Here is a 22,822-nt window from a genome sequence, read left to right as displayed (position 1 = left end):
GAGCACGGTGATGCCCGGAACCTCGTGGGTTCCGGGCATCGCCGATGGTCCGGCCGGTGGCGCTCCGGCTGACGCACGGACCTGTTTCTTTTATTCCCCGATCGCGGGAAGAATGCGGGTGCGGACCTCACCGAAGCCGATGCGGGTCCCGTTCGGGCCGGGCGCGGTGGCCGAGATGGCGATCTCGTCGCCGTCCTCGAGGAAAGTGCGGGTCTCGTCGCCGACCTGCACGGGTTCTGCTCCGCCCCAGGTGAGTTCGATGAAGGCGCCGCGCTGGTCCTTCTCCGGACCGGAGATGGTGCCGGAGCCGAACAGATCACCGGTGCGGGTCGCGGCACCGTTGACCGAGGTGTGGGCGAGCATCTGCGCCGGAGACCAGTACATCTGCGCGTACGGCGGGCGCGAGACGACGTGTCCGTTCCACTCGATCTCGAGATCGATGTCCAGGCCCCACTTCTCGGCGCCCTTCAGGTACGGCAGCGGTTCCGGGTCCTGCACCGGGGTGTCGATGCGGGCTGCCTCGAGTGCGGCGAGCGGGACGACCCACGGCGAGATCGACGTCGCGAAGGACTTGCCGAGGTTCGGGCCCAGCGGCACGTACTCCCACGCCTGGATGTCGCGGGCCGACCAGTCGTTGAGGATGACGGCGCCGAAGCAGTGGTCGGCGAAGTCGTCGGGTCGGATCTGCGATCCCATCGGGGAGCCGACACCGACGATGAAACCCATCTCGGCCTCGATGTCGAGGCGGATCGACGGACCGAATACCGGCGCAGGATCGTTGGGGCCCTTGCGCTGTCCGCTCGGCCGCACGATGTCGACCCCCGAGGTCACGACGGTGCTCGACCGGCCGTGGTAACCGACGGGCAGGTGCTTCCAGTTCGGCATCAGTGGGTCGGGGTTCTGCGGACGGAACAGGCGGCCGAGGTTCGACGCATGGTTCTCCGACGCGTAGAAGTCGACGTAGTCGGCCACCTCGATCGGCAGGTGCATCGTCACGTCGGCCACGGCGAAGACGGCCTCCTCGGCGATATCGCCGGCCACGAGTTCCTTGATCGCAGCGCGGACCTCGTCCCACCGTTCACGGCCCTGAGCCATGAACGCGTTGAGCGAGGGCTCGGCGAAGACGACATCGTCCTCGAAGACACGGCTCAGGTCGAGAACCGAATCGCCGACGCGGACACCGACACGGGGTTCGCTGTCGGGTGTGGAGAAGATGCCGTACGGCAGGTTGTCGATGCCGAAGAGCGAACCCTCCGGAATGGCGATGGTGGTCATGCGTTCGTTCCTTCGGTGATCGGGGAAACGGTCGAGGGCACCAGGCCGAGGTCGAGCAGATCCTCGAGCGGTTCGGCGATGCTGCAGGTGCCGTACGACAGGAATCGGCGCCGGACCTCTGCGGCCCGGTCGTCGGAGAGTGCGCCGAGGCGTGCGGAGAGCACTGCCCCGTCACGTTCGGCCAGCACGGAAGCGACCTCGTCGATGTCCGCTCCGGAGAGCACCGCGTCCACCGCGGCCAGCAGGTTCACGAACCCGTGCTGTTCGAAGCCCGTCTTCGGATCGGTGTTACGCACCGCGTGGTGCAGACCGGCGGTCGCCTTGAACGGAACCCCCGTGGTGACGACCGTCGACACCGCCGCAGCGAGTTCGGCTTCGTCCGGATAGGCCTCCGCCACGATCCCGCCGGTGCGGAACTTGGCGGCGTACGGTGTTCCGATGAGGCGGGCGAGGATCTCGGCGCGACGCTCGTCGCGTGGGACCTCCACGAACACATCGATATTCGATCGGCTCGTACTGATCTCGTCGAGCGCCGCGAACAACTCGTCGACGGATTGCTCTGCGGGAACCGCGATCTCAAGTGCCACCACGGACACCGAGTCCATCGCAGCGACCTGCTCGAGCGCGGGGCCGACGGCGTCGGTGCCGGTCGGTGCAGTCAGGCTCAGCGCCAGTTCACCGGGATACGGGTGTTGAGCGAGGTATTCCCGGAGTTCACCGAGACGCCCCGCCGGGAAGACGAATGCTCCGACGAGCGGCGCGTGCGTCGCCGTGCGGTGGCCGGCGTGGGCGGGGACGGCAGCGGGCAGCGGGGCGTTGCCGGGAGGGAACAGTGCTGCGTCGTCGCACAAACCGGTCAACAGAGGGCCGAAGCTCATTTGTTCGCTCCTGCGTTGCGGTTCCAGCTGCCGGCATAGGCGGCGTCCTCGCACGCGAGCGCGCCCTCACCCAGTTCGAGCGGACGGAAGGTGTCGACCATGACGGCAAGCTCGTCGAAGAACTCCACACCGATGCTGCGCTCGTAGGCACCCGGCTGCGGGCCGTGCGCGTGGCCACCGGGATGCACCGAGATCGAACCCTGAGCGATGCCGGAACCCTTGCGGGCCTCGTAGTCGCCACCGCAGTAGAACATGACCTCGTCGGAGTCGACATTCGAGTGGTAGTACGGCACCGGCACGGCCAGCGGGTGGTAATCCACCTTGCGAGGCACGAAGTTGCAGATGACGAAGTTGGTGCCCTCGAACGCCTGGTGCGCCGGCGGCGGCTGGTGGACGCGGCCGGTGATGGGCTCGTAGTCGTGGATCGAGAAGGTGTACGGGTACAGGCAACCGTCCCAGCCCACCACGTCGAAGGGGTGGTGCGGCATCAGGTATCGGGTGCCGACGATGCCGTGCGAGGTGCGGTGCTTGACCAACACCTCGACGTTCTCCTCTTCGACCTGCATCAGCTCGGTCGGACCGTGCAGGTCGCGCTCGCAGAACGGCGCGTGCTCGAGGAACTGCCCGAACTTCGACAGGTAGCGCTTCGGCGGGACGATGTGGCTGTTGGCCTCGATGGTGTAGGCGCGCAGCGGTGCGTCGCCCTTGGGCACCCAGCGGTGAGTGGTGGCCATCGGCAGCAGGACGTAGTCGCCGGCCTTCGCCTCGAGCGGACCGAAGACCGTTTCGACGGTGGCCTCACCGGACTCGACGTAGACCATCTCGTCGCCGACGACGTTGCGGTACAGCGGCGAGGGCTTGGACGACACGACGTACGAGATGCGGACGTCGGCGTTGCCCAGGACCAGGCGACGCCCGGTCACGACATCCGTCTCGGCCCAGATCGTCTCGGGGAACAGATCGTGCAGCTTCAGGTGCCGCGGCTTGAGCGGATGGTTCGGCGTGGTGGTCTGATCGGACAGCTTCCACTCGGTGGCGTCGACGATCGCCGACGGGATGTACCGGTGGTAGAGCAGCGCCGAGTCGGACGAGAAGCCCTCCTCGCCCATGAGCTCTTCGTAGTACAGGTTGCCGTTCTCGTCACGGTGCTGGGTGTGACGCTTCGGCGGGATGACGCCAAGCTGTCGGTAGAACGCCATGTCTGACTCCTCGCGGATCTCGGGCGTGCGGGGGAAGGTCGCTCGCCTGGAATTAGTAAATACGTTAACTAAACCGAGCGCGTGAGCGCAACCACAGAGAGGTCACGACCCTGTGTCAGTTGCGTCCGCGCACGTCGAACTGACTGCGGTTGGTGATCAGTTTGTTCAGGAGCATCACGAGAATCTGCTGCTCGGTGGGGGTCAGCACCTCCACCCAGGCCTCCTCGCGCTCGTTCTGGGCGCGGAAGCTGTCCCGAATCTCCTTCTCCCCCGCTTCGGTGAGCGACAGCTGCACCGAACGCGCGTCGTGGCTGACCGGAGTCTTTTCGAGAATCCCCGCCTCGACCAGGGGTTTCGCAAGGTTCGACACAGCGGCGCGACTCATCCCGGTGAGCCGCGCGGCGACATTCGGTTCGATCGGACCCGCGAGCCAGATGACGAACATGAGCCGGTAGGCCGACCACGACCTGCCCCGCGGGCGGTGGACTGCGGACTCGAGATCGTAGGTGACGATGTCCGAAGCCCGGTTGAGTGTGAGCAGAACTTCCGTCGCGCTGCGGTGATGTTCACCGAACTTGCTGTTCAGACGCTCCTGCGCGAGTTCGACGAAGGACCAGTAGTCGAGGTCGCGGGGTCCGGACATGCGGTCACAGTACCGCAGAGTCGGGGTAATTCATCCATTTACTATCTCGTGATCAGAAGAGTGGATACACGAAGTGGCCGACGCCCCCACCGGGCGCGCTCGATCCCGTCACGTTGGGCAGGTTCGCGGGCAGACGAGTGAGCTTGTGGGGTCGGCCTTCGAGGTCGGCCTGCCAGCAGTCGGTCGTCACACCGTGGAAGCCCTGGCACACGATGCGGGTGTTCGCGCCGAACGGCGAGGTCAGCCGCGGCTCGTTCACCAGCGGGTTCCAGTACGCAAGGTTGTCCGGGGTGAGCCAGGAGCGAGGATCGGCATCCGACACGGTGATCGGGCTGTTCGGCTGCTGGACCGGCCATTCGTCCTGCGCCGACGCCGCACCGGCGCCCCCGAGGACGATTCCTCCCGTCACCGCGACAACCGCTCCCGCTCGCAGCACCCGCCGAAATCCGTTCGCCATCGTTCCCCCTCCACCCCGTGTCTTCCGGACATCGAATCACGGACGACAGTGGCCGGATACACGAATGCCGGAATTGTCGGTCCCCCGACGGGTACCGACAATTCCGGCTGCACCGCAGGACTAGTCGGTGCGGAGTTCGATGCCCTTCGTCTCTTCGATGAAGAAGACCGCACCCAGGGTGAGCAGCGCGCAGAACACGAAGTACCCTGCCGGTGCCAACGAGTTCCCGGTCACGTCGATCAGCCACGTCGCGATGAACGGTGCGGTTCCGCCGAGGCACATGTTCGTCACGTTGTTTCCGAGGGCGATACCGCTGTACCGCACCGAGGCCTTGAGCATCTCGACGTACGTCACGAAGGAGGCGCCGTTGACCACCGACACGCAGATGAACAGCACGGACTGGCCGACGATGGCCTGCCACACGGTGCCACCGGACATCAACATGAACATCGGGACACCGACGATCGCCGACGCCGCACTACCGGCGAACAACACCGGCTTGCGTCCGTACTTGTCGGCGAGATAACCCGCGATCGGCAACGTGATCACACCCAGGATGAGCGCAAGGCATGTCGACAGGAACGCGACGGACGACGACAGACCGCCTGTGGTCTGCAGGTAGGTCGCGGCATACACCGATGCGATGTAGTAGCCACCGATGATGAGCGCACCGAGCAGGATGATCTTGACGACGCTTCCACCTGACGTCCTCAGCAACTCGACGATGGGCAGTTTCTTCGTCTCACCCTTTTCCTCGAGTTCCTCGAACTGCGGGGTGTCCTCGAGGTGGTTACGGATCCAGATGCCGACGACACCGATGACGACGCTGAGCAGGAACGGGATACGCCAAGCCCATTCGAGGATCTGTTCCTCGGTGAAGACCGTGGTGATGCCGAGTGCGACGAGAGACGCGACGAGTGAGCCGAGGTAGGTGCCCGAGTTGACCATCGACGTCTGCGTGGCACGCCAGCGGGCGGGTGCGGATTCCGAGACGAACGCGTTCGCTCCGCTGAGTTCCCCGCCTGCCGCGAAGCCCTGGAGGCAGCGTGCGAGCACGAGCATGACCGTCGCCCACACCCCCAAGGTCGCATAGGTGGGCATCAGGCCCATGGCCGCAGTCGCGACGACCATGAGCAGAATCGTCCACGAGAGCGCGTTCTTCCGGCCGTACTTGTCGCCGATGTGCCCGAAGAAGATGCCACCGGGCACTCGAAGGAAGAACGCTACTGCGAACGCCGCGAATGTACCTAACAGGGCAGCTGTCTCATCTTCGGAGACGAAGAACAGGGTGGCGACCATCGTCGCCATGTAGCCGTAGATACCGAAGTCGTAGTACTCGACGATGGTGCCCACGACAGCAGCACGAATGACCTTGAGCGTCGACTGCTTCGGCTGTGAAGCCTCGGCCTGGGGTGGACTCACTGCGGGGGATACCGCGTCCGATCCGAGCATGTTCGTGTCCTTTTCGAATGTAAGGGGAGGTGGCGTCACACGCCGGCAGCACCGAGTGCGGTGCGTGGAGCGACGCCGGATTCAGCCGACCGTGCCGCATTGAGGCCGGCGATGCGGCCCATGGTCAACGCGTTGGCGACGGCATTGCCGCCGCCCACATAGCGGAGACCGAGGATGCCGGCGCCCGCTTCTCCGGCCGCATACAGCCCGGGTACGACGTTCCCGAGGGTGTCGAGGACTTCCGCGTTCGGGTTGATCTCGAGTCCGGCGTGGGTGCAGACCAGTTCGGCGGGCAGCATACGTGCCGCGTAGAACGGTCCTTGCGCGATGGGGTCGGGGTTCGAGGCGGATCCCTTGTTGACGAGGGTGCGATGGCGCAGGAAGTCAGGATCGGTCCCGTGGGGCAGCTGGGTGTTCCAGCGATCGATCGTGGCGATCAGAGCATCGACCGGTACGCCGATGAGATCGGCGAGTTCGGCGAGGCTGTCGGCGCGCAGGGTACGACCGGCATCGGCTTCCTCGGTGATGCGGTCGGCATCCCAGTCGGTGTAGCCGGACGGCAGCCCTGTGCGTGCCTTCTCGTCGAAAATCGCCCATACAGGCCCGTCCTGACGATCCATGAGACCGCCGGAGACCGCATACGACGCGTCCTCGTCCATGAACCGTCGGCCGGACTTGTTCACATACACCCTCGACTTGGGCGGGAAACCGGCCTGCCAGTGGTGGTAGCGCTGGAAGTAGGCGGTGGGCATGGTCAGCCCCCAGTCCGTGCCGGCGATCGCCGAATCGACCTGCTCGCCGAAGCGGAAGTGGTCGCCGCGACTACCCGGCGCGGCAACGACGAACAGCGACTCGCCTGCTCCGAGCGGATACGGATAGTACTGCTCGAGCAGGTCGCGGTTCTGCGCGAAGCCACCGGACGCAACCACGACGGCATGGGCACGGACCTCGATGTCGTCGGCGACGACACCGACCACACGTCCGCCCTCGACGAGCAGCCTCTGGACCCGGGTGCCGAGCACGGCTTCCACACCCTGTGCGCGACGCGCACGGTCGAGTGTCTGCACGAGTCCGTAGCCCTGATCCTTCGGCACGTGCCCGCGCCAGACGTCTTCGACACCGGCCTGGCACAGACCGGGCATGTGCGCGTTCGACGATTCCCGGGCGGGGATCTCCACGCCGAGGCCGATCAGCCATTCGAGTGTCGGGCCCGCGTTCTCGCAGAACGCACGGACCAGTCCGGGTGTGAGGACCCAATGGTTCAGATCCATGTAATGCTGGAAGAACTTCTCGGCGGAGTCCTCGACGCCGAGGCCGCGCTGCACACTCGTCCCTGCCGCGGTGAACAATCCCGCGGACAGCTGGGTCGACCCGCCCAGTTCGCTCTCGGATTCGAACAGCAGGACGCTCGCACCGGATTCGGCAGCAGACACTGCGGCCGCGAGACCGGCACCGCCACCACCGATCACCACGACGTCGATGATGTCGTCGTTCATGAGAGTTGATCTCCTGTCTCCGCGATGATGCGGTGATAGAGGCCGTTGGACGTCATACCGCCGTCGACGGTCACTTCGCTGCCGGTCATATAGCTCGAACGGTCCGACAGCAGGAAAAGCACAGCGTCGGTGATCTCGTCGACGGTGGCCATCCGGCCGGCCGGCACGCTGTTCAACGCGGCACCGACGAATGCGTCGGCGCCGCCGAGCAGGGCCGTGCCCACGAGGCCGGGATGGACCGAATTGACGCGGATACCCCAGCTCGCGAAATTCCCTGCCGCCGATTTGGACAGACCCCGCAGGCCCCACTTGCTCGACGAATAGGCCGGGGAGAAGTAGCCGATCTGGCCCGAGATCGACGAGATGTTGACGATCGACCCGCCGCCGCTGTCGCGCATGAGCGGAGCTACCGCCTTCATTCCGTAGAAGGGGCCGAAGAGGTTGATCCGCATGGTCTTCTCCCAGACGTCGTCCGGGGTGTCCATGAATTCGAGGCGTCGGGAGATCCCGGCGTTGTTGACGAGTCCGCCGAGCTCACCGTGCCGGGTGCGGATCTCGTCGACGACCCTGCCCCATTCCGCGGCGTCGGACACGTCGAGCGTGTGCGCCGACGCGGAACCGCCTGCAGTCTCGATCTGTTCGACGACCTCGGACGGGTCGTGGATATCCGCAAGGCACACATGCGTTCCCCGTGCAGCGAGCACCCGTGCGTGGTTGGCGCCCATCCCCCCGGCCGCACCCGTGACGAGTACGACCGAGGGGTACGACACCGATTCGACGACGCGGTCAGACATGACGTGATCCACCGTCGACGGCAATCGAGTGTCCGGTGACGTAGCGGGCGCTGTCGGAGAGCAGGAACAGCAACGGTCCGAAGACCTCTTCGGGGGCACCGAGCCGGTGCAGCGGGACGACGTCGAGCGCGTGCTTCAGGGCGGCCGGGTCCTCCTGGACCCACCGGGTCATCTCGGTGTCGATGTATCCCGGCGCGATCGAATTGACGCGGATTCCCTTGTCGCCGAATTCGACTGCCAACGATTCGGTCAGATGGGCGACGGCAGCCTTGGAGGCGCAGTAGGCACCGCGGCCCTTGCGCACGCGCAGCGCCGAGACCGACGACATGTTCACGATCGCGCTACCGGGCTCCATGTGCCGTGCCGCGGCCTGCGAACCGAAGAGCACGCCTTCGACATTGACGTCCAGAGTCGTCGCGATCTGCTCCTTCGAGATCTCCTCGGCGAGGGCGAACGGGAAGATGCCGGCGTTGTTGATCCAGAAGTCGATGTGGCCGAACTCCTGCAGTGCGACCTGCGCGAGCGCCTCGTGGTCGGCCGGATCGGTCACGTCGACACGTGCTCCGATCACCGTGCCGGGCGTCTCGACGAGAGCCTCCACGGTGAGATCGGTGTTGATCTGCTCCGCGGCCTCCTTCATCTGCACGTCGTTGATATCACCGCCGACCACGTGCACGCCGCGCGTGGCCAGACCGCGCGCGAACTGGGCACCCATACCGCGCGCCGCGCCGGTGACGACGGCAACCTTGCCTGCCATCTCCGGGTAGAGGGCGACGATCTGGGTGGTGACGGTACGGCCCGGGTTCTGGGCGTCAACGGTCATGGGTGATTCCTCCGAGAATGTGAAACGAAGTGGAAAGAGGTGCGACGGTCAACTGTCGTCGCGGGAGACGATGCGGCGGGCTATGCGCCATTCACCGCCGGTGCGCACGAGGCTGTCGTCGATGGTGGTGAACCGGACGAGCCGAGATTCGCCCCCACGAACGGTGGCCGTGATCTGCAGGTAGGCGCGTACACGGAGGGTGTCGTCGTCGACGCGGTAGGCCGCGAGGTTGGTGACGACGTGCCGGTGCACTTCACCTGCTGCCTGCGCGCCGACGTGGAAGCGCTCGGCGAAGGCCACGAGCTCGGCGGTACCTGCCACGGGGGCGGGGTAACTGGGCGAGCAGAACTCGCCGTCGGCGGTGAACGTTTCGGCCCACTCGCGCGCAGAGCCCTCGTCGATGAGGTGGCTCTGTCGCCCGTAGAGCTGGTGGATATGAGCGAGAACCGCCGCGTCCACGTATTCGGTCCGTGTCATGTCGTACGAAAACCATCCGTGATTGTGTGCGGTAATCGCACAGCATGTGCGATTAACGGAAATGCTAGGTGTTACAGTTCACAGACGTCAAGAGAGGTAACGGGGGTCATGACACAAATGCGGGATGTACCTGCGCAAACAGAGGATTTGAATCTGCCGCGGATCGAGCCGGACGCGGGCATGTCCAAGACGCTCCACAACGGTCTCGAAATCCTGGAACTGCTCGCGCGGAACCCACATGGCCTATCGGTCAGCGAGATCGCCGAGAACCTCGACGTACACCGCACGGTCGCCCACCGACTCGTCCGGACTCTCGAGGCACACCGGCTGTGCCGCCGCGACGACCACAAGCGCATCTCACTGGGCACCGGCCTGGTGACACTCGCCGAATCCGTCGAGCAGGACCTGCGAACCCTCGCGCGACCGATCCTCGAGGAACTCGCCGACAGCGTCGAGGCCACGGCCCACCTCGTGGTCCGCGAGTCCGACACCACGGTGCGCGCGATGATGGTGATCGAACCCCGGCGATCCGATGTTCACATCGCCTTCCGTCCGGGCCAGGTCCATCCGCTGGACCGGGGCTCCGCCGGTCTGGCGATCCTCGGATCCATGCCTCCGCGTCCCGACGAGCGCCCGGAAGTGACCCGGGCGCGACAGACGGGCTATGCGGTCTCCGCCGGCGAGGTCGTATCCACCACCATCGGAATCTCGGCAGCGGTACCGAGCCGTCCCGGGGGCACCCAGGCGGCGATAGGCGTCTCGGTCTTCGATGCCACGGATGAAGCGCGCCTCGCGGCGGCCGTGGTCTCTGCAGCGTCGACCCTCGGCGAGTTGCTCCGGTGATCGATGGCGGGTGAGGACCGCAGAGTGCCAGATCACGCAGCCCGGCGCCGCGTGTACTCGAGCACTCGAGACCTCCGACAGCACACGCCTGTGTGCACAATCGACAGGTGAGTTCAACCCAGTCGTCCATCGACCCGCACCACAGCACCCTGCGCAGTCCACGCTTCTGGCTCGCGCCCTTCGCTGTCGTCGCGGCAGTGATGAGTGCCTTGGCGTATTTCTACCTCGGCGCACTCCTCGATCCGAGCGAGAACCTGAGACAGTTCCCGATGGCCATCGTCAATCAGGACGTCGGCGATGTGCTGCCCGGATCGGACGAGCGACAGAACTTCGGCGACCAGATCACCGAGGGCATCCTCGACGGCATCGATCCCGAGGAGATCGACCTGCAACGGATGGGGATCTCGGCCGCCAACCGCGGGCTCGACGACGGCAGCCTGTACGGGGCGATCGTCATCCCGAGCGACTTCACCAAACGCATCTCGATCCTCGCGCAGGCCTCGGTGGTTCCCGGCGACATCGAGAAACCGATCATCACCCTGTACACGAACCCCCGCACAGGGGCGTTCGCGACGGGCATCGTCACGACGATCGGCGACCGCGCACTGACCCAGGTGAACGATTCGGTGGGTGAACAGCTGACCGAGACCGTCACCGCCACACTCGCCGACACTGCTCCCGACCTGCAGCTCTCCGGAGCCGGCAGCCTGACGCTGGCTCAACCGATCGATGCGCTCACCGTCGAGCACAAGCCGCTGCCGGGTGGGACGGGCGCGGGTCTGTCCGCCTTCTTCTACACCCTGCTGCTGATCCTGGCCGGCTTCACCGGTGCCACGATCATCAACGCGGTCGTCGACACCAAGCTCGGCTTCGTACCCACTGAATACGGCCCCCTCTACATCGCGAGGGAGACCACCCGGATGTCGCGCCTGCAGGTGCTGGCACTCAAGTGGGGCATCACGGTGGTCATGTCGCTGATCGTCTCGGCGTTGTACGTGTGGATCGCCACCGGCCTCGGTATGCCGGCGCCACGCGCGCTGTTGTTGTGGGAGTACGGGGCCCTCGCGATCTCGGCGGTGGGCATCACGTCACTCGCGGTGATGTCGATCTTCGGCGCGGCGGGCCTGTTGGTGAACCTGATCGTGTTCATCGTGCTCGGACTTCCTTCGTCCGGTGGAACGATCCCGATCGAGGCCACGCCACGACTGTTCGAGTGGCTGTCGACCTTCGAGCCGATGCACCAGATCTATCTCGCGGTGCGCGCCATCCTCTACTTCGACGGACGCGCCGACGCCGGGCTCGGCCACGGTGTGACCATGACGATCGTCGGACTCGTGTTCGGACTGGTCGTCGGCGCCGTCGTGACGTGGATCTACGACCGCATCGGATTCCATCGGGCACCGGACGCACCGGTGAGACTGCCCTGGCGGCCGTCCCGACAGCACGATCAGGATTCGGTGCTCGTGGGCGATACGGTTCATTCGGACCACACCGTCGATGATCGTGAGGACGACGATCGTGACGACCCGGGCGAATCTTCCGGCGGCGAGCGTTCGAGCGACAACAACGGGCCCGCGAACGAAATGGGGGACCCCGCCGCGCGTCGGGGGTAGCGGCGGAGCCCCTCCTCTATCACGGTAGTGCCGGTTCTCTCGGGGATCGCCCTCGGTACGGGTGAATTCAAGGGTGAATCGTGGGGCTACAGCGCGTCGAAAGCTGTCGCCGTGATGGAGCACACTGTATGGGTGCGCACGGTCGTCGTTACTCATCCTGCGGACGGCCGGGGCCGTCGCGGTGCAAGCATCGTCGAGGTCGACGCATCGGGTGCGCCACTCGGACCGATACGTGAGTATCCCGAATGTGCAGCTGCAGTCGCAACGATCGAAGCCGAATCGCGACCGCGCTGGGTATGGACCTCGACGGCAACCGTCTATCCCGAGCTCCTCCGCGCGGGCGTTCGAGTGCAGCGATGCCACGACCTCGCCACCACCGGCGCCATCCTCGCCGTGCGGGAGGGCCTGCCACCGCCTGCCGCGGAGGAGTCGGTCGACGAGCGGCCCGGTCTCTTCGATGCCGCACCCGCAATCGACGTCGACGCGGTCGTCGAACAATTCGCACATCAGCGTCGGCGCATCACCGGCGATGCCCGCCTGGAACTGCTCACCGCCGCCGAATCGGCCGGCACGCTCGCAGCGGCCGAAATGGGTTTCGACGGGTTGCCGTTCTCGGCGCAGGCGCATCGTCGTTTGCTCGAGGACACACTCGGGCCCCGCCCGACCGGTTACGACCTGCCGAGCCGCATCGCCGAAGTCGTCGAGGAGATCAGCGCTGTCTTCGGCCGCGCCGTGAATCCCGCATCGCACAGCGAGGTGCTCGAGGCGTTCCGTCGCGAGGGCATCACGGTCGAGTCGACCCGCAAGCACGTGTTGCAGCGGATCGACCATCCCGTGGTGCCGCTGCTGCTGCGGCACCGCGAGCTGTCGAAGTTGTACAGCACGAACGGCTGGCATTGGCTCGACACCTGGGTACGCGACGACCGGTTCCGCCCGGTGTACGTTCCGGGCGCCGTCGTCTCGGGTCGGTGGGCGAGTCGAGGCGGTGGCGCTCTGCAGATCCCCAAGGCGTTGCGGTCGAGCGTGGTCGCCGATCCCGGCCGGTCGTTCGTCGTCGCCGACGCCGGCCAGCTCGAACCCCGCATCCTGGCGGCAATGTCGGGTGACCGGCGTATGGTGGCGGCCGCCGGGTCGGACGATCTGTACGCCCCCGTCGCAGCGGCGTCCTTCGGTGGCGACCGCGCGAAGGCGAAGGTCGCGGTGCTCGGCGTGTTGTACGGAGCCACGTCCGGCGACGCGCGTGCCCTGCTTGCGGTGCTGCGTCGCAGTTTTCCGACCGCCGTCGACTTCGTCGAGCGTGCGGCGCGCGCGGGCGAGCGTGGCGAGGTGGTGCATTCGTGGCTGGGGCGGGCGTGCCCACCCGCCCCGGAGGGATTCCATTCGCACGGCGATGCGCACGCGCGCGGGCGCTTCACACGGAACTTCGTCGTGCAGGCCACCGCAGCCGAGTGGGCGCTGTGCGTGCTCGCCGAACTACGTCGGCGACTGACCACCGATCCCGATCCGACCGCCGGCGATCTCGTGTTCTTCCAGCACGACGAAGTCGTGGTGCACACCGGCAATCCGGAACTCGCGTCGTCGCACATCACGGCCTCCGTCGAGGTGGCCACGCGACTGATGTTCGGCGACACGCAGGTTCGTTTCCCGATGGACACCGCGGTGCGCGCCGCTTATGCCGAGGATTCCGGCGGCGAGTAGGTGGCGTGTGTCCACAGATGGGTGACGGCGTAGGCTCGCCACGGCCTCCACTGCTCGGCCCGCTCAGCGGCGTCGCGCGCGCTCGTCACCTGCAGAGCGCGTCGGAGAACGAGATCGCCGGACGGATAGGCATCGCGGTCGCCGAGTCGCAGAGCCAGATAGTCGACGGTCCACGGACCGATACCGGGGAGCGCGAGAAGATCCTCCGCAAACGACGGGTGTTCCGGACCCAATCCGTCGGCCACGGCTCGGGCCAGCTCGGAGACGGTGCGGGCACGAGATCGCGTCGTGCCGATGACAGCACGCAGTTCGTTCTCCTCGACTTCGGCGAGTCGGTGCGGCGCAGGAAAGCACCGCAGCCCGCCCGGTGCGTCGTCGCCGAATGCCGCGACGAGACGCCCTGCGAATGTGCATGCCGCAGCGACACTCACCTGCTGCCCGAGCACCGTCGTCACGGCGGTGGCGAACCAGTCGGTGGTACCGACCACGCGCAGACCGGGGTGGGTTCGCACGAGAGGCCCGAGCACGGGATCGGACGCGAACGCCGAATCCACGACGCACGGGTCGGCCGCTAGATCGAGCCACGTCCGTATCATGTCTCCGACGTCGGCGGCGTCCGCGCGACCTGCCGTCTCGACGAAAATCTCGAGATGCCGCACACCCCCGCCCTTCTCGAGCGCGGATGTCGCCAAATCTCCGAGGCGGACGGTGACGTGTGCGGCACCGCCGTTCGTGCGGATCGCGCGGCGGTGGGTGCCGGTCGCGGTGTCGTGGTGTTCATAGCCGGGGACGGTGTGACTTCGCAGCGACGACAGCATCGGCCCCACCGCAACGGGTTCCGCCACCGGGATGCGAAAGGTCGTGGTCATGCCACCGATTCGAGTTGCAACAGCGTTTTCTTCGCTTCGACTCCCCCGACGTACTGCCCCATGCTGCCGTCGCTGCGCACCACCCGATGACACGGCACCACCACGGGCAGCGGGTTCTTCGCGCACGCCGTACCGACCGCCCGCACTGCCCGAGGGCTGCCGGCGGCGGCCGCGATCTCGGCGTAGCTCGCCGTGCGCCCGTATTCGATGTCGGGTAGTCGCGTGATCACCTCGCGGCGGAATCCGTCGGCGAGGCGCAGGTCGAGCGGGAGGTCGAAATGTGTCCTCGTACCGGCGAAGTATTCGTCGAGTTGCCGGACCACGAGGTCGAGTCGCCGCGGTGCGTCGAGGACGCGCGGACTGATCCGGCGAGAGAGTTCGTCGAGCACGGCGTCGGATCCGTCGGCGACATAGGCGACCCGCACGAGTCCGACGGTGGTAGTGGCCAGCAGGAGCGGGCCGACGGGGGTGTCGACGACGCGGAACGCGACATCGAGCAGTCCGGCCGCCTCGGCGTCGAGTACGAGCTTCTCCCGCAACCATGCGAGGTCGGCCGATCCGACCGAGGGCTGTGGAAAGTTCATGAGCGACATCCTGTTCCGTATTCGATCCGACGACGCAACGCCGCCCGCCCGTCGGCTGCCGCGCGACGCGCCGCAGCCGGACTGTTGCCGAGGATCGTGCCGATCTCGGCGTAGGGCAAGCCCCCGACGTAGTGGTAGACCAACGCCGCCCGTTGTGTGAAGGGAAGCTCTGCGACCGCGGTCCACAGCTCGTCGTCGCCCTCACCGGGATTCCCCGTCGTCGACGTGGGTTCGGGCAGTGTCTCGATGGGTACCGGGGTGCGCCCGCGCACGCGGTGGATGTCGACGGCCTTCCGGTGCGCGATGGTCACGAGCCACGCTTCGACATTGCTGCCCGGCGGAAGTTCGGGATACGCGCGCAATGCCGCGAGGAAGGTCTCGGACCAGGCGTCGTCGGCGTCGACAGTTCCGAGCAGTGCACGGCAGACCCGGAGGACCGTCGCGCCGTGGCGGGTGACCACCTCCTCGAAGGGTGGGAGGCTCGTCCGCGGTGTGTGATCAGGCAGGGACATGGGTATCGGCAGGGACACCGGCATCGCCGGAGCGCAGCATCTGCGCCTCCTGGTCGAGCAGGAAGCGTTTGCGCTCGATGCCGCCGGCATATCCCGTGAGCTTGCCGCCGCTGCCGATGACGCGATGGCACGGGACGATGATGCAGAGGGGGTTGCGGGCATTGGCCGCGGCCACCGCCCGTACCGCGGTAGGCCGGCCGAGGGCGAGTGCGATCTCCGAGTAGGTGCGTGTGGTGCCGTACTCGATCATCTTCAGCGACTCCCACACCTCGCGCTGGAAAGGGGTTCCGACGGGAGCTGTCGGGACGGTGAACCGAGTACGACGACCCGCGAAGTACTCCGCGAACTGGGTGATCGCCTCGTCGAAACCGTCGGTCGTCTGCTCGCCGAAACCGGTGCGATCGGGCGCGGGGCGATGCTCGGCCATGTACACGCCGCTCAGGACGCCGTCTGTGTTCACCAATGTCAGCTCGCCGATCGGTGAGTCGATCACGGTGTGGGTGCGCAATGCGGTCACGGCTTCGATCCTTCCATCCGGTGTGTGCTCTGTACCGGGTAGACGGACGGGATGCCGAAAATGTGAGGTCCGTGATCACGATGATCGGTCGTACTGCACTATGACGACATGATCTCGCTGCCTGTGCCCGCGCTCGGACTCTCGGTTGCCGGTTCCATCGTCGATGTCACCCGGACCGTGCTCGGACGCACACGCGAGACCGCCGAATTCGCGCTCTCGATCCCGGCGCGGGTGGAAAGCCTGCTCGACGACGCCGAATCACTCATCGACTCCGTCGAGTCGCTGATCCGCCGCATCGACAGCGTGGTCACCGATGCCACCGACATCGTCGAGGGAGTGTCGGTGGCCGTCGCACAGGCGACGCAGGTGATCGCTTCGACCATCGGCGTGGTGGAGGAGGCCGCCGACGCAGTCACGCGCGCAACGGAGATCATCGACTCCACGGGCGGGGTCGTACGCGACGCGACGGCAGTGGCATCGGATGCGCGAGTCGTCGTCGAATCCGCAGGTCGCAGCTCCGATGCCGCCGCGGAACTGCTCGAGACCTACCGCCCTCTCGCCGATCGGGCAGCGCCGCTGGCCACCCAGTTCGTCGAGGAGTTCTCGTCGGTGGAACTGCACGCCGCGATCAGGCTCATCGACCGGCTCCCCGAGATCACCGAGCGGGTGGATGCCGTTCTGCCGATCATGGCCACACTCGACACCGTCTCACCCGAGATCCACGAACTGCTTCTCGTCGCGAAGGACGTCCGCCAGGCCATCGTCGGTGTCCCCGGTTTCAATTTCCTCCGACGGCGCGGGGAGGAGAAGGAGACCAACGGGGACGACTGACCGCACCGCGGTCGGGGACGACTGACCGCACCGCGGTCGGGGACGACTGACCGCACCGCGGTCGGCTCTACCGGTGGGCGGTGGAGAGGAACTGGTGGGTCGCGGCTTCGACGATGTCCTCGGGCGCGATGGCGATCTCGTCGTTCAACCACGCGGTGACCAGTTCTGCCAGGCCGCCGACGAACAATAATCCGCTGATCTCTCCCCGCTCCGGCGGCCACGCCCGGTCGCCGTACATGCGGGTCGCTTCGTCGGCGACCATCTGGGCGAAACTTCGTAGCGACGCCCGTCTGTGGGTGCGCAGTGGTTCGAAGCCGGCGGACTCGATCAGCGCGACACGACCTTTGCGTGGATCGTCGGTGAGGATCTCGACGAACGACGCGATGGCGTTCCGCACGAGTTGTTCGAGTGTCCCCGTACCCGTCCGAAGAGAAGCAAGCACGGCTTCGCGCACCTCGTCTGCGATCTTGTCGAGAACCTTCTGCAACAGATCGTCCCTGCTGGCGAAGCTCTCGTAGAAGTACCGCTCCGTCAACTTGGCGTGGGCACAGATCGCGGTCATGGTGGCACCGCTCTTCCCCGAGGCCGCGAACAGTTCCAGACCTGCCTCGAGCAGTGCTTCACGCCGCAACGCGACACGTTGCTCACCGCTCAGACCGGCATAGCGGCGGGGCGTGGGGGAAGTCATGGACCGATCTTGACAGACCGCATTGTTGTGACGCAGACTACACCACAATCTGACAGGACGCCCTGTCAGATGTACGCAGAAGTGGAGGTCGTCGTGACGAAGATCCTGGCCGCTCCCCCCGCCCAGTCACAGCTGCGCCCGATCCCGGGGCGATCGGGGCTGCCCGGCATCGGGCACGTGCTCGAGTACATCCGCGATCCCCTCGCGATGATGCAGAAGCACTGGGACCGCTACGGCGAGATCTCCTGGTTCTCGGCGGCCGGTCAGCGGTGGATCTCGGTGCTCGGTCCCGACGCGTGCCAGGAGGTGCTGCAGAACAAGGACCGAGCATTCGCCAACGGCGACGGCTGGTCGGTGCTGATCGGCCCGTTCTTTCACGATGGCCTCATGCTCCTCGACTCGGAGGAGCACCTGCGCCACCGCCGGATCATGCAACAGGCGTTCACCCGATCACGACTCGAGAAGACCGTCGAGGTCATGAACCCGGCGATCACCGAAATGCTCGACAGGTGGGTTCCTGCCGACGGATTCAGGGCATACACGGCACTGAAGACACTCACCCTCGATCTCGCCACCGACATCTTCATGGGCGGCGCCGAGGACTCCACGCCGGCCGAGATCGAAGCGGTGAAAAAGGCATTCATCGACTGTGTGCAGGCGGCGACCTCGATCATCCGGTATCCCGTACCCGGCACCAGATGGAAGCGGGGACTCGACGGACGCCGCCTTCTCGAGGACTTCTTCCGGCACTACCTACCGGCGCGACGAGCGCAGGAGACCGACGATCTGTTCTCGGTCCTGTGCCATATCGAATCCGAAGCGGGACAACGATTCAGCGACGACGAGATCGTCGATCACATGATCTTCCTGCTGATGGCCGCGCACGACACGTCGACCATCACGATCTCCACGATGATGCAGTATCTCGGGCAGCATCCGCAGTGGCAGGACCGGTGCCGGGCCGAGTCGCTCGCACTGGGCACCGCCATCCCGAGCCATTCCGATCTCGATGCGCTCGCCAGCCTCGATCTGGTGATGAAGGAATGCCTCCGACTGGTTTCCCCTGTCCCGGTCCTCGCACGACGAGCCGTGCGCGACACCGAGGTTCGAGGCCACTTCGTGCCGGCCGGCACGTATGCCTCCGTGGCACCGCACTTCACGCACCACATGGCGGAATACTGGCCGGAGCCAGAACGTTTCGATCCCGAACGCTTCGCGGACCATCGACGCGAGGACAAGGTCCACCGGTACGCGTGGGAGCCTTTCGGTGGGGGCGTGCACAAGTGCCTCGGCATGCACTTCGCCGGGGTCGAGGTCAAGGCGATCGTCCACCAACTGCTGCTGCGCTTCGAGTGGCACGTCGACCCCGGCTACGTCGCCCCGCTCGACTTCACGTCGTTACCGTTCCCGTCAGACGGGCAGCCGGTCGACCTGCGACTGCGGTCGACCGACCCCGACCGTCAGGCCGTGTAGAGAGTCAGGCGGTGTAGAGACCCGCGCCCGCGCGGCTCAGCACGAGCTTGGGCACGACGGCCCGCGACGACAGCTTCAGCAGCGCGTCGACGATCTCCACGACGTCGTTCACCTCGATCATGGACTCGGCCGGGATCTTGTCCTTGATCCAGTCGGACATGTCGGTGTCGACGTAGGCGGGTGCCAGCGCCGACGCCGAGATGCCGTTGCCCGACTCCTCCGCATTGAGCGTCTCCACCAGGGAGATCAGTGCGGCCTTGGTCGCACCGTAGGCTGCGAGACCGGCCTCGGCATAGACACCCGTGATCGACGAGAGCGCAACGATCTTCGATCCGCGTGCCGGATCGTTCTCCGCCTCGGCACGCAGCAACGGCAGCGACGCCTGGATCAATGCGAAGGGGGCATTGAGGTTCACGGCGACGGTCTTGTCGAACCGTCGGGCCGGGAACTCGGCGATCGAGCCTGCTGTGCCGACACCGGCGTTCAGGATCAACGCCTTCATCGAGCCGAACGCCTCACGATGCGTCTCCACGACGCGAGCGGTGGCTTCCGGATCGGCGAGATCGGCAGCGACCGCGCGCACCTCCTTGGCACCGGCTTCCCGGAGGCGATCCGCGACGCTCTCGAGGCGTTCGGCTCCGCGGGCGCTGATCGTCAGTGCGTAGCCACGTTCGGCGAGACGGGTCGCGATGCCGAGGCCGATTCCGCGCGATGCTCCGGTCACGAGCGCGCTGGTCACGTATGGGCTCCCTTCAGTGCTGCGAGTCCTGCTGCCACCAGGTCCGGCACGGCTTCACCGGCGCGGTCGAAGCCGTCGCCGATGGTCGCTCCGGCACGCCACCGGTGGTTGATGCCCTCCGCGATGACGGCGAGCTTGAGGTAGGCAAGACCCATGTAGAAGTTCCAGTTGGCGATGTCGCGACCCGACGCAGTGGCGTAGCGCTGCACCAGATCGTCCGTTCCGGGCAGGCGATCGCTCGACCATGCGGCCGGGAAGCCGAGCACGTCGTCGAGGGCGGGATGCCGGTAGACGCACATCATCGCGAGGTCGGTGAGCGGATCGCCGAGGGTGGACAGTTCCCAGTCCACCACGGCGACGACACGTCCCGTGTCACTCGTATCCAGGATGGTGTTGTCGATGCGGTAGTCGCCGTGGACGATCGAGGGAGCGGGTGATTCCGGAATAGACTCGGCGAGTGCGGCGTGCAACCGTTCGAGGTCGGGCAGCTCGCGGGTCTTGACGCGACCCCACTGGCTCGCCCACAGCTTCACCTGACGGGTGACGTAGCCGTCGGGCCGACCCAGTCCCCCGAGGCCGACCGCTTCGAAATCGACATTGTGGAGTTCGGCGAGGATGCGCACGAGTTCGCCTACACAGCGATCGATCTCGTCGTCGCCGAGCGCATCGAGGTCGGCCTTGCTGCGCACCACGCGCCCGTCGACGTATCCGACGAGCGTGAACGGCGCGCCCATCACCGAATCGTCCTCGCACTGGACGACGGTGGGCGCGACCGGCACACCGGTGTTCTTCAGTGCCGAGGTGATACGGAACTCGCGGGCGACGTCGTGCGCCGACGGCGTCAGACCTGCGGTGGGCGGACGACGTAACACCCAGTGGGAGGTGTCGTCGAGGATGCCGTAGGTGAGGTTGGACTTGCCGCCCGCGATCAACTCGGCGCGCAGTTCACCGTCGACGGCGACGCCGGAGCCGGTCAGGAACCGTTCGAGCGCAGCGAGATCGAGTCCTTCGTGTACCGCGGTCATTTCGCGGCCTCACGGGCTGCCTTGCGGACGGCACCGACGGCACGCTTGGCGATGGCCCAGCGGTGCACCTCGGACGGGCCGTCGTACACACGGAACGGCCGGACCTCGCGGGTGAGGCGTGCGATCGGAAGGTCTTCGGAGACACCGAGACCGCCGCACATCTGAGCGGACCGGTCGACGATGCGGAAGATGGCTTCGGCGGCAAAGGTCTTGGCGATCGACGTGGCGTTCGAGGCGTGCGAACCCTGGTCGAGTTCCCAGCACGCCTGCACGAGCAGCGCCCGGGTCGCCGCGATGTCGATCTCGTTGTCGGCGACCATCTTCTGGATCATGCCGAGATCGCCCAGGCGGGAACCGAATCCCTCACGCTCGGCGACGTAGCGGACGGCCGTGTCGTGACCGCGGCGGGCGGCACCGAGCCAGCGCATCACGTGCGTCATGCGGGCGGGTCCGAGGCGCACCTGCGCGTAGGCGAAGCCCTGGTCGACCTCGCCGAGCACTGCCGAATCGGGGACGAACAGGTCCTCGAAGTCGACCTCGCAGTGACCACCGATCATGGAGCGGTCGAGGGTGTTGATGTGGCGGCCGACCTTCAGGCCCGCGGTGTCGGCGGGGGCGAGGAACATGGTGGCGCCGCCGCGCTGCCCGGGCTCGCCGGACGTGCGGGCCATGATGATGAAGAAGCCTGCTCCGTCAGCACCGGTGATGAAGTGCTTGCGGCCGTTGATCTTCCAGCCACCGGAGACCTTCTCGGCACGCGTGTTCAGAGCATTGGGATCGGCGCCGGCACCGGGGGCGGGCTCGGTCATCGCGAAGGCCGAGCGCACGTCGCCGGCGGCGAGGGGCGCGAGGAACTGCTGCTTCTGCTCGTCGCTCGCGATGTGCGCGAGCATGTGCACGTTGCCCTCGTCCGGGGCGGCGATGTTGAGCGCGGTAGGACCGAAGAGCGAGTAGCCGGCCGCCTCGAAGACCGGAGCGCGGTCGGACATGTTCAGGCCGTGACCGCCGTATTCGACGGGTGCGTGCGGAGCGAAGACACCGGCAGCCTTGGCGGCCTTCTGCAGATCCGCCCGGATCGCGTCGCCACCGGCAGCGGTGATGTCGCCACCGTGGGCGTCCTCGACGGGAAGCACCTCGTCGCGGATGAACTGCTCGGTCCGCGCGATGAGGTCCCGGACGTGATCCGAGTAGGACAGGTCGACCGCCATGCTGAGCTCCTTCCGTACCGACCGATCGATCGCTCGGTCGACTTCACCGTGGCATATTCCCGCGATCGGGTCAAGCCCGGAAGGGTGCTCGACTACGCCGCGCCGACCGCATTCCGCGCGACCTGCAGGTATCGGCGCACGATCTCGTCGGGAGACAACGAACCGTCGGGCCGGTACCAGCTCGCCACCGCGACGCACATCGTCGTCACCGCGCGGCTGGCGTCCTTCGGGAAGGGCGTCGAGAAGGTGCCGTCACCGACGCCGGCCTCGACGATCTCGTCGATCATGCGCTGCTGCTCGTCGCGCAGCGCGACGAAGGCCTGGCGGGCCTCGGGTTCCATGCTGCGCATTTCGGTCGATGCCACGAACGCCTGGTCGCGGCGGAACATGTGGAAACGCAGCAGCGACTCGACGACCGCGTCGAACCGTTCGGACGGGGTGGGTCCGGCCTCGGCGAGGGCCTGCCTGCTGCGGGCGAGCAGGTCGCGCAGCACGGTGGTGGTGAGCGAGACCAGCAGCGCCTGCTTCGACGGGTAGTGGTGGTACAGCCCGGGCACCGACAGACCGGAGCGTGATGCGATCTCCCGGATCGACGTGCCGTCGTAGCCACGCTCGGCGAACGCCTCGAGCGCAGCGGTGAGCGGCTTGGGAAGGCTGGTCGGCCCATAGTGCCGCCAAGCGCCGACGTCGCCGGAAACCGAATCCTCACGCGTGTCCATGGTCAACAC

General features: G+C 66.5%; 24 protein-coding genes. 5 read left to right on the top strand and 19 right to left on the bottom strand.

Going from position 1 to position 22,822, the window contains the following annotated elements:
• Nucleotides 1–90: 90 nt before the first annotated feature.
• The 10 genes from fahA to GON09_RS19775 form a co-directional block, all read right to left on the bottom strand.
• Nucleotides 91–1,275, bottom strand: a complete 1,185-nt coding sequence (gene fahA, locus GON09_RS19820) for a fumarylacetoacetase (protein ID WP_213933311.1) — start codon at nt 1,273–1,275, stop codon at nt 91–93.
• On the bottom strand, nt 1,272–2,153 hold the full coding sequence (locus tag GON09_RS19815) for a hypothetical protein (protein WP_213933310.1): 882 nt from the start codon (nt 2,151–2,153) through the stop codon (nt 1,272–1,274). Before GON09_RS19815 ends, fahA begins: the two co-directional genes overlap by 4 nt.
• A complete protein-coding gene (locus GON09_RS19810) occupies nt 2,150–3,352 on the bottom strand; it encodes a homogentisate 1,2-dioxygenase (protein ID WP_213933309.1) in 1,203 nt (400 codons plus the stop codon). Before GON09_RS19810 ends, GON09_RS19815 begins: the two co-directional genes overlap by 4 nt.
• Before the next feature lie 115 nt (nt 3,353–3,467).
• Nucleotides 3,468–3,995, bottom strand: a complete 528-nt coding sequence (locus GON09_RS19805; RefSeq protein WP_213933308.1) for a MarR family winged helix-turn-helix transcriptional regulator — start codon at nt 3,993–3,995, stop codon at nt 3,468–3,470.
• A gap of 52 nt (nt 3,996–4,047) precedes the next feature.
• Complete coding sequence (locus tag GON09_RS19800; RefSeq protein ID WP_213933307.1) at nt 4,048–4,452, bottom strand: hypothetical protein; 405 nt, start codon at nt 4,450–4,452, stop codon at nt 4,048–4,050.
• Between the two features lie 120 nt (nt 4,453–4,572).
• Nucleotides 4,573–5,904 carry an MFS transporter gene (locus tag GON09_RS19795; protein WP_213933306.1) on the bottom strand — a complete coding sequence of 444 codons (1,332 nt, stop codon included), beginning with the start codon at nt 5,902–5,904 and terminating at the stop codon, nt 4,573–4,575.
• Nucleotides 5,905–5,939: 35 nt separating this feature from the next.
• Complete coding sequence (locus GON09_RS19790) at nt 5,940–7,400, bottom strand: FAD-dependent oxidoreductase (protein ID WP_213933305.1); 1,461 nt, start codon at nt 7,398–7,400, stop codon at nt 5,940–5,942.
• The gene (locus tag GON09_RS19785; RefSeq protein WP_213933304.1) at nt 7,397–8,194 is read right to left on the bottom strand and encodes an SDR family NAD(P)-dependent oxidoreductase; all 798 of its coding nucleotides are present in this window, start codon (nt 8,192–8,194) and stop codon (nt 7,397–7,399) included. The genes GON09_RS19790 and GON09_RS19785 overlap by 4 nt, the downstream gene beginning before the upstream one ends.
• Nucleotides 8,187–9,017 carry an SDR family NAD(P)-dependent oxidoreductase gene (locus GON09_RS19780; protein ID WP_213933303.1) on the bottom strand — a complete coding sequence of 277 codons (831 nt, stop codon included), beginning with the start codon at nt 9,015–9,017 and terminating at the stop codon, nt 8,187–8,189. Before GON09_RS19780 ends, GON09_RS19785 begins: the two co-directional genes overlap by 8 nt.
• A 48-nt stretch (nt 9,018–9,065) precedes the next feature.
• Nucleotides 9,066–9,494, bottom strand: coding sequence for a nuclear transport factor 2 family protein (locus tag GON09_RS19775; RefSeq protein WP_213933302.1), 429 nt, complete (start codon nt 9,492–9,494; stop codon nt 9,066–9,068).
• 180 nt (nt 9,495–9,674) lie between these two features.
• On the opposite strand from GON09_RS19775, the gene GON09_RS19770 reads away from it, so the two are divergent.
• From GON09_RS19770 to GON09_RS19760, 3 genes are all read left to right on the top strand, one after another.
• Nucleotides 9,675–10,337 carry an IclR family transcriptional regulator gene (locus GON09_RS19770; protein ID WP_213933301.1) on the top strand — a complete coding sequence of 221 codons (663 nt, stop codon included), beginning with the start codon at nt 9,675–9,677 and terminating at the stop codon, nt 10,335–10,337.
• 107 nt (nt 10,338–10,444) lie between these two features.
• Complete coding sequence (locus tag GON09_RS19765) at nt 10,445–11,950, top strand: YhgE/Pip domain-containing protein (RefSeq protein ID WP_213933300.1); 1,506 nt, start codon at nt 10,445–10,447, stop codon at nt 11,948–11,950.
• A gap of 114 nt (nt 11,951–12,064) precedes the next feature.
• Nucleotides 12,065–13,648 carry a bifunctional 3'-5' exonuclease/DNA polymerase gene (locus GON09_RS19760; RefSeq protein ID WP_244866814.1) on the top strand — a complete coding sequence of 528 codons (1,584 nt, stop codon included), beginning with the start codon at nt 12,065–12,067 and terminating at the stop codon, nt 13,646–13,648.
• On the opposite strand, the gene GON09_RS19755 is transcribed toward GON09_RS19760, so the two are convergent.
• Genes GON09_RS19755 through GON09_RS19740 form a run of 4 tightly spaced genes read right to left on the bottom strand, consistent with a single transcriptional unit; the run spans nt 13,621 to nt 16,130 of the window.
• Nucleotides 13,621–14,517 carry a DNA-3-methyladenine glycosylase family protein gene (locus tag GON09_RS19755; RefSeq protein ID WP_213933298.1) on the bottom strand — a complete coding sequence of 299 codons (897 nt, stop codon included), beginning with the start codon at nt 14,515–14,517 and terminating at the stop codon, nt 13,621–13,623. The genes GON09_RS19760 and GON09_RS19755 overlap by 28 nt on opposite strands.
• Complete coding sequence (locus tag GON09_RS19750) at nt 14,514–15,110, bottom strand: methylated-DNA--[protein]-cysteine S-methyltransferase (protein ID WP_213933297.1); 597 nt, start codon at nt 15,108–15,110, stop codon at nt 14,514–14,516. Before GON09_RS19750 ends, GON09_RS19755 begins: the two co-directional genes overlap by 4 nt.
• The gene (locus GON09_RS19745) at nt 15,098–15,613 is read right to left on the bottom strand and encodes an RNA polymerase sigma factor (protein WP_213933296.1); all 516 of its coding nucleotides are present in this window, start codon (nt 15,611–15,613) and stop codon (nt 15,098–15,100) included. Before GON09_RS19745 ends, GON09_RS19750 begins: the two co-directional genes overlap by 13 nt.
• On the bottom strand, nt 15,600–16,130 hold the full coding sequence (locus GON09_RS19740) for a methylated-DNA--[protein]-cysteine S-methyltransferase (RefSeq protein WP_213933295.1): 531 nt from the start codon (nt 16,128–16,130) through the stop codon (nt 15,600–15,602). Before GON09_RS19740 ends, GON09_RS19745 begins: the two co-directional genes overlap by 14 nt.
• 108 nt (nt 16,131–16,238) lie before the next feature.
• On the opposite strand from GON09_RS19740, the gene GON09_RS19735 reads away from it, so the two are divergent.
• A complete protein-coding gene (locus GON09_RS19735) occupies nt 16,239–16,961 on the top strand; it encodes a ribulose 1,5-bisphosphate carboxylase large subunit (RefSeq protein ID WP_213933294.1) in 723 nt (240 codons plus the stop codon).
• 67 nt (nt 16,962–17,028) lie between these two features.
• Here GON09_RS19735 and GON09_RS19730 read toward each other — a convergent pair whose 3' ends face one another.
• The gene (locus GON09_RS19730) at nt 17,029–17,649 is read right to left on the bottom strand and encodes a TetR/AcrR family transcriptional regulator (protein ID WP_213933293.1); all 621 of its coding nucleotides are present in this window, start codon (nt 17,647–17,649) and stop codon (nt 17,029–17,031) included.
• Between the two features lie 93 nt (nt 17,650–17,742).
• Between GON09_RS19730 and GON09_RS19725 the strand changes: the two genes are divergently transcribed.
• On the top strand, nt 17,743–19,122 hold the full coding sequence (locus tag GON09_RS19725; RefSeq protein ID WP_213934530.1) for a cytochrome P450: 1,380 nt from the start codon (nt 17,743–17,745) through the stop codon (nt 19,120–19,122).
• A 4-nt stretch (nt 19,123–19,126) separates the two neighbouring features.
• On the opposite strand, the gene GON09_RS19720 is transcribed toward GON09_RS19725, so the two are convergent.
• The 4 genes from GON09_RS19720 to GON09_RS19705 form a co-directional block, all read right to left on the bottom strand.
• Nucleotides 19,127–19,861 carry an SDR family NAD(P)-dependent oxidoreductase gene (locus GON09_RS19720; RefSeq protein ID WP_213933292.1) on the bottom strand — a complete coding sequence of 245 codons (735 nt, stop codon included), beginning with the start codon at nt 19,859–19,861 and terminating at the stop codon, nt 19,127–19,129.
• Nucleotides 19,858–20,886 (bottom strand): phosphotransferase family protein, encoded by a 1,029-nt coding sequence (locus GON09_RS19715; RefSeq protein ID WP_213933291.1) that lies wholly within the window; start codon nt 20,884–20,886, stop codon nt 19,858–19,860. Before GON09_RS19715 ends, GON09_RS19720 begins: the two co-directional genes overlap by 4 nt.
• Complete coding sequence (locus GON09_RS19710) at nt 20,883–22,094, bottom strand: acyl-CoA dehydrogenase family protein (protein ID WP_213933290.1); 1,212 nt, start codon at nt 22,092–22,094, stop codon at nt 20,883–20,885. The genes GON09_RS19715 and GON09_RS19710 overlap by 4 nt, the downstream gene beginning before the upstream one ends.
• 92 nt (nt 22,095–22,186) lie before the next feature.
• A complete protein-coding gene (locus tag GON09_RS19705; RefSeq protein WP_213933289.1) occupies nt 22,187–22,813 on the bottom strand; it encodes a TetR/AcrR family transcriptional regulator in 627 nt (208 codons plus the stop codon).
• Nucleotides 22,814–22,822 lie beyond the last annotated feature (9 nt).

Origin of the sequence: Rhodococcus sp. B50, assembly GCF_013602415.1 — a bacterium.
In the GTDB taxonomy this organism is placed as follows: domain Bacteria; phylum Actinomycetota; class Actinomycetes; order Mycobacteriales; family Mycobacteriaceae; genus Rhodococcus.
Note: the sequence above shows the minus strand (reverse complement) of the source record. Positions and strands in the feature narration are given on the sequence as shown.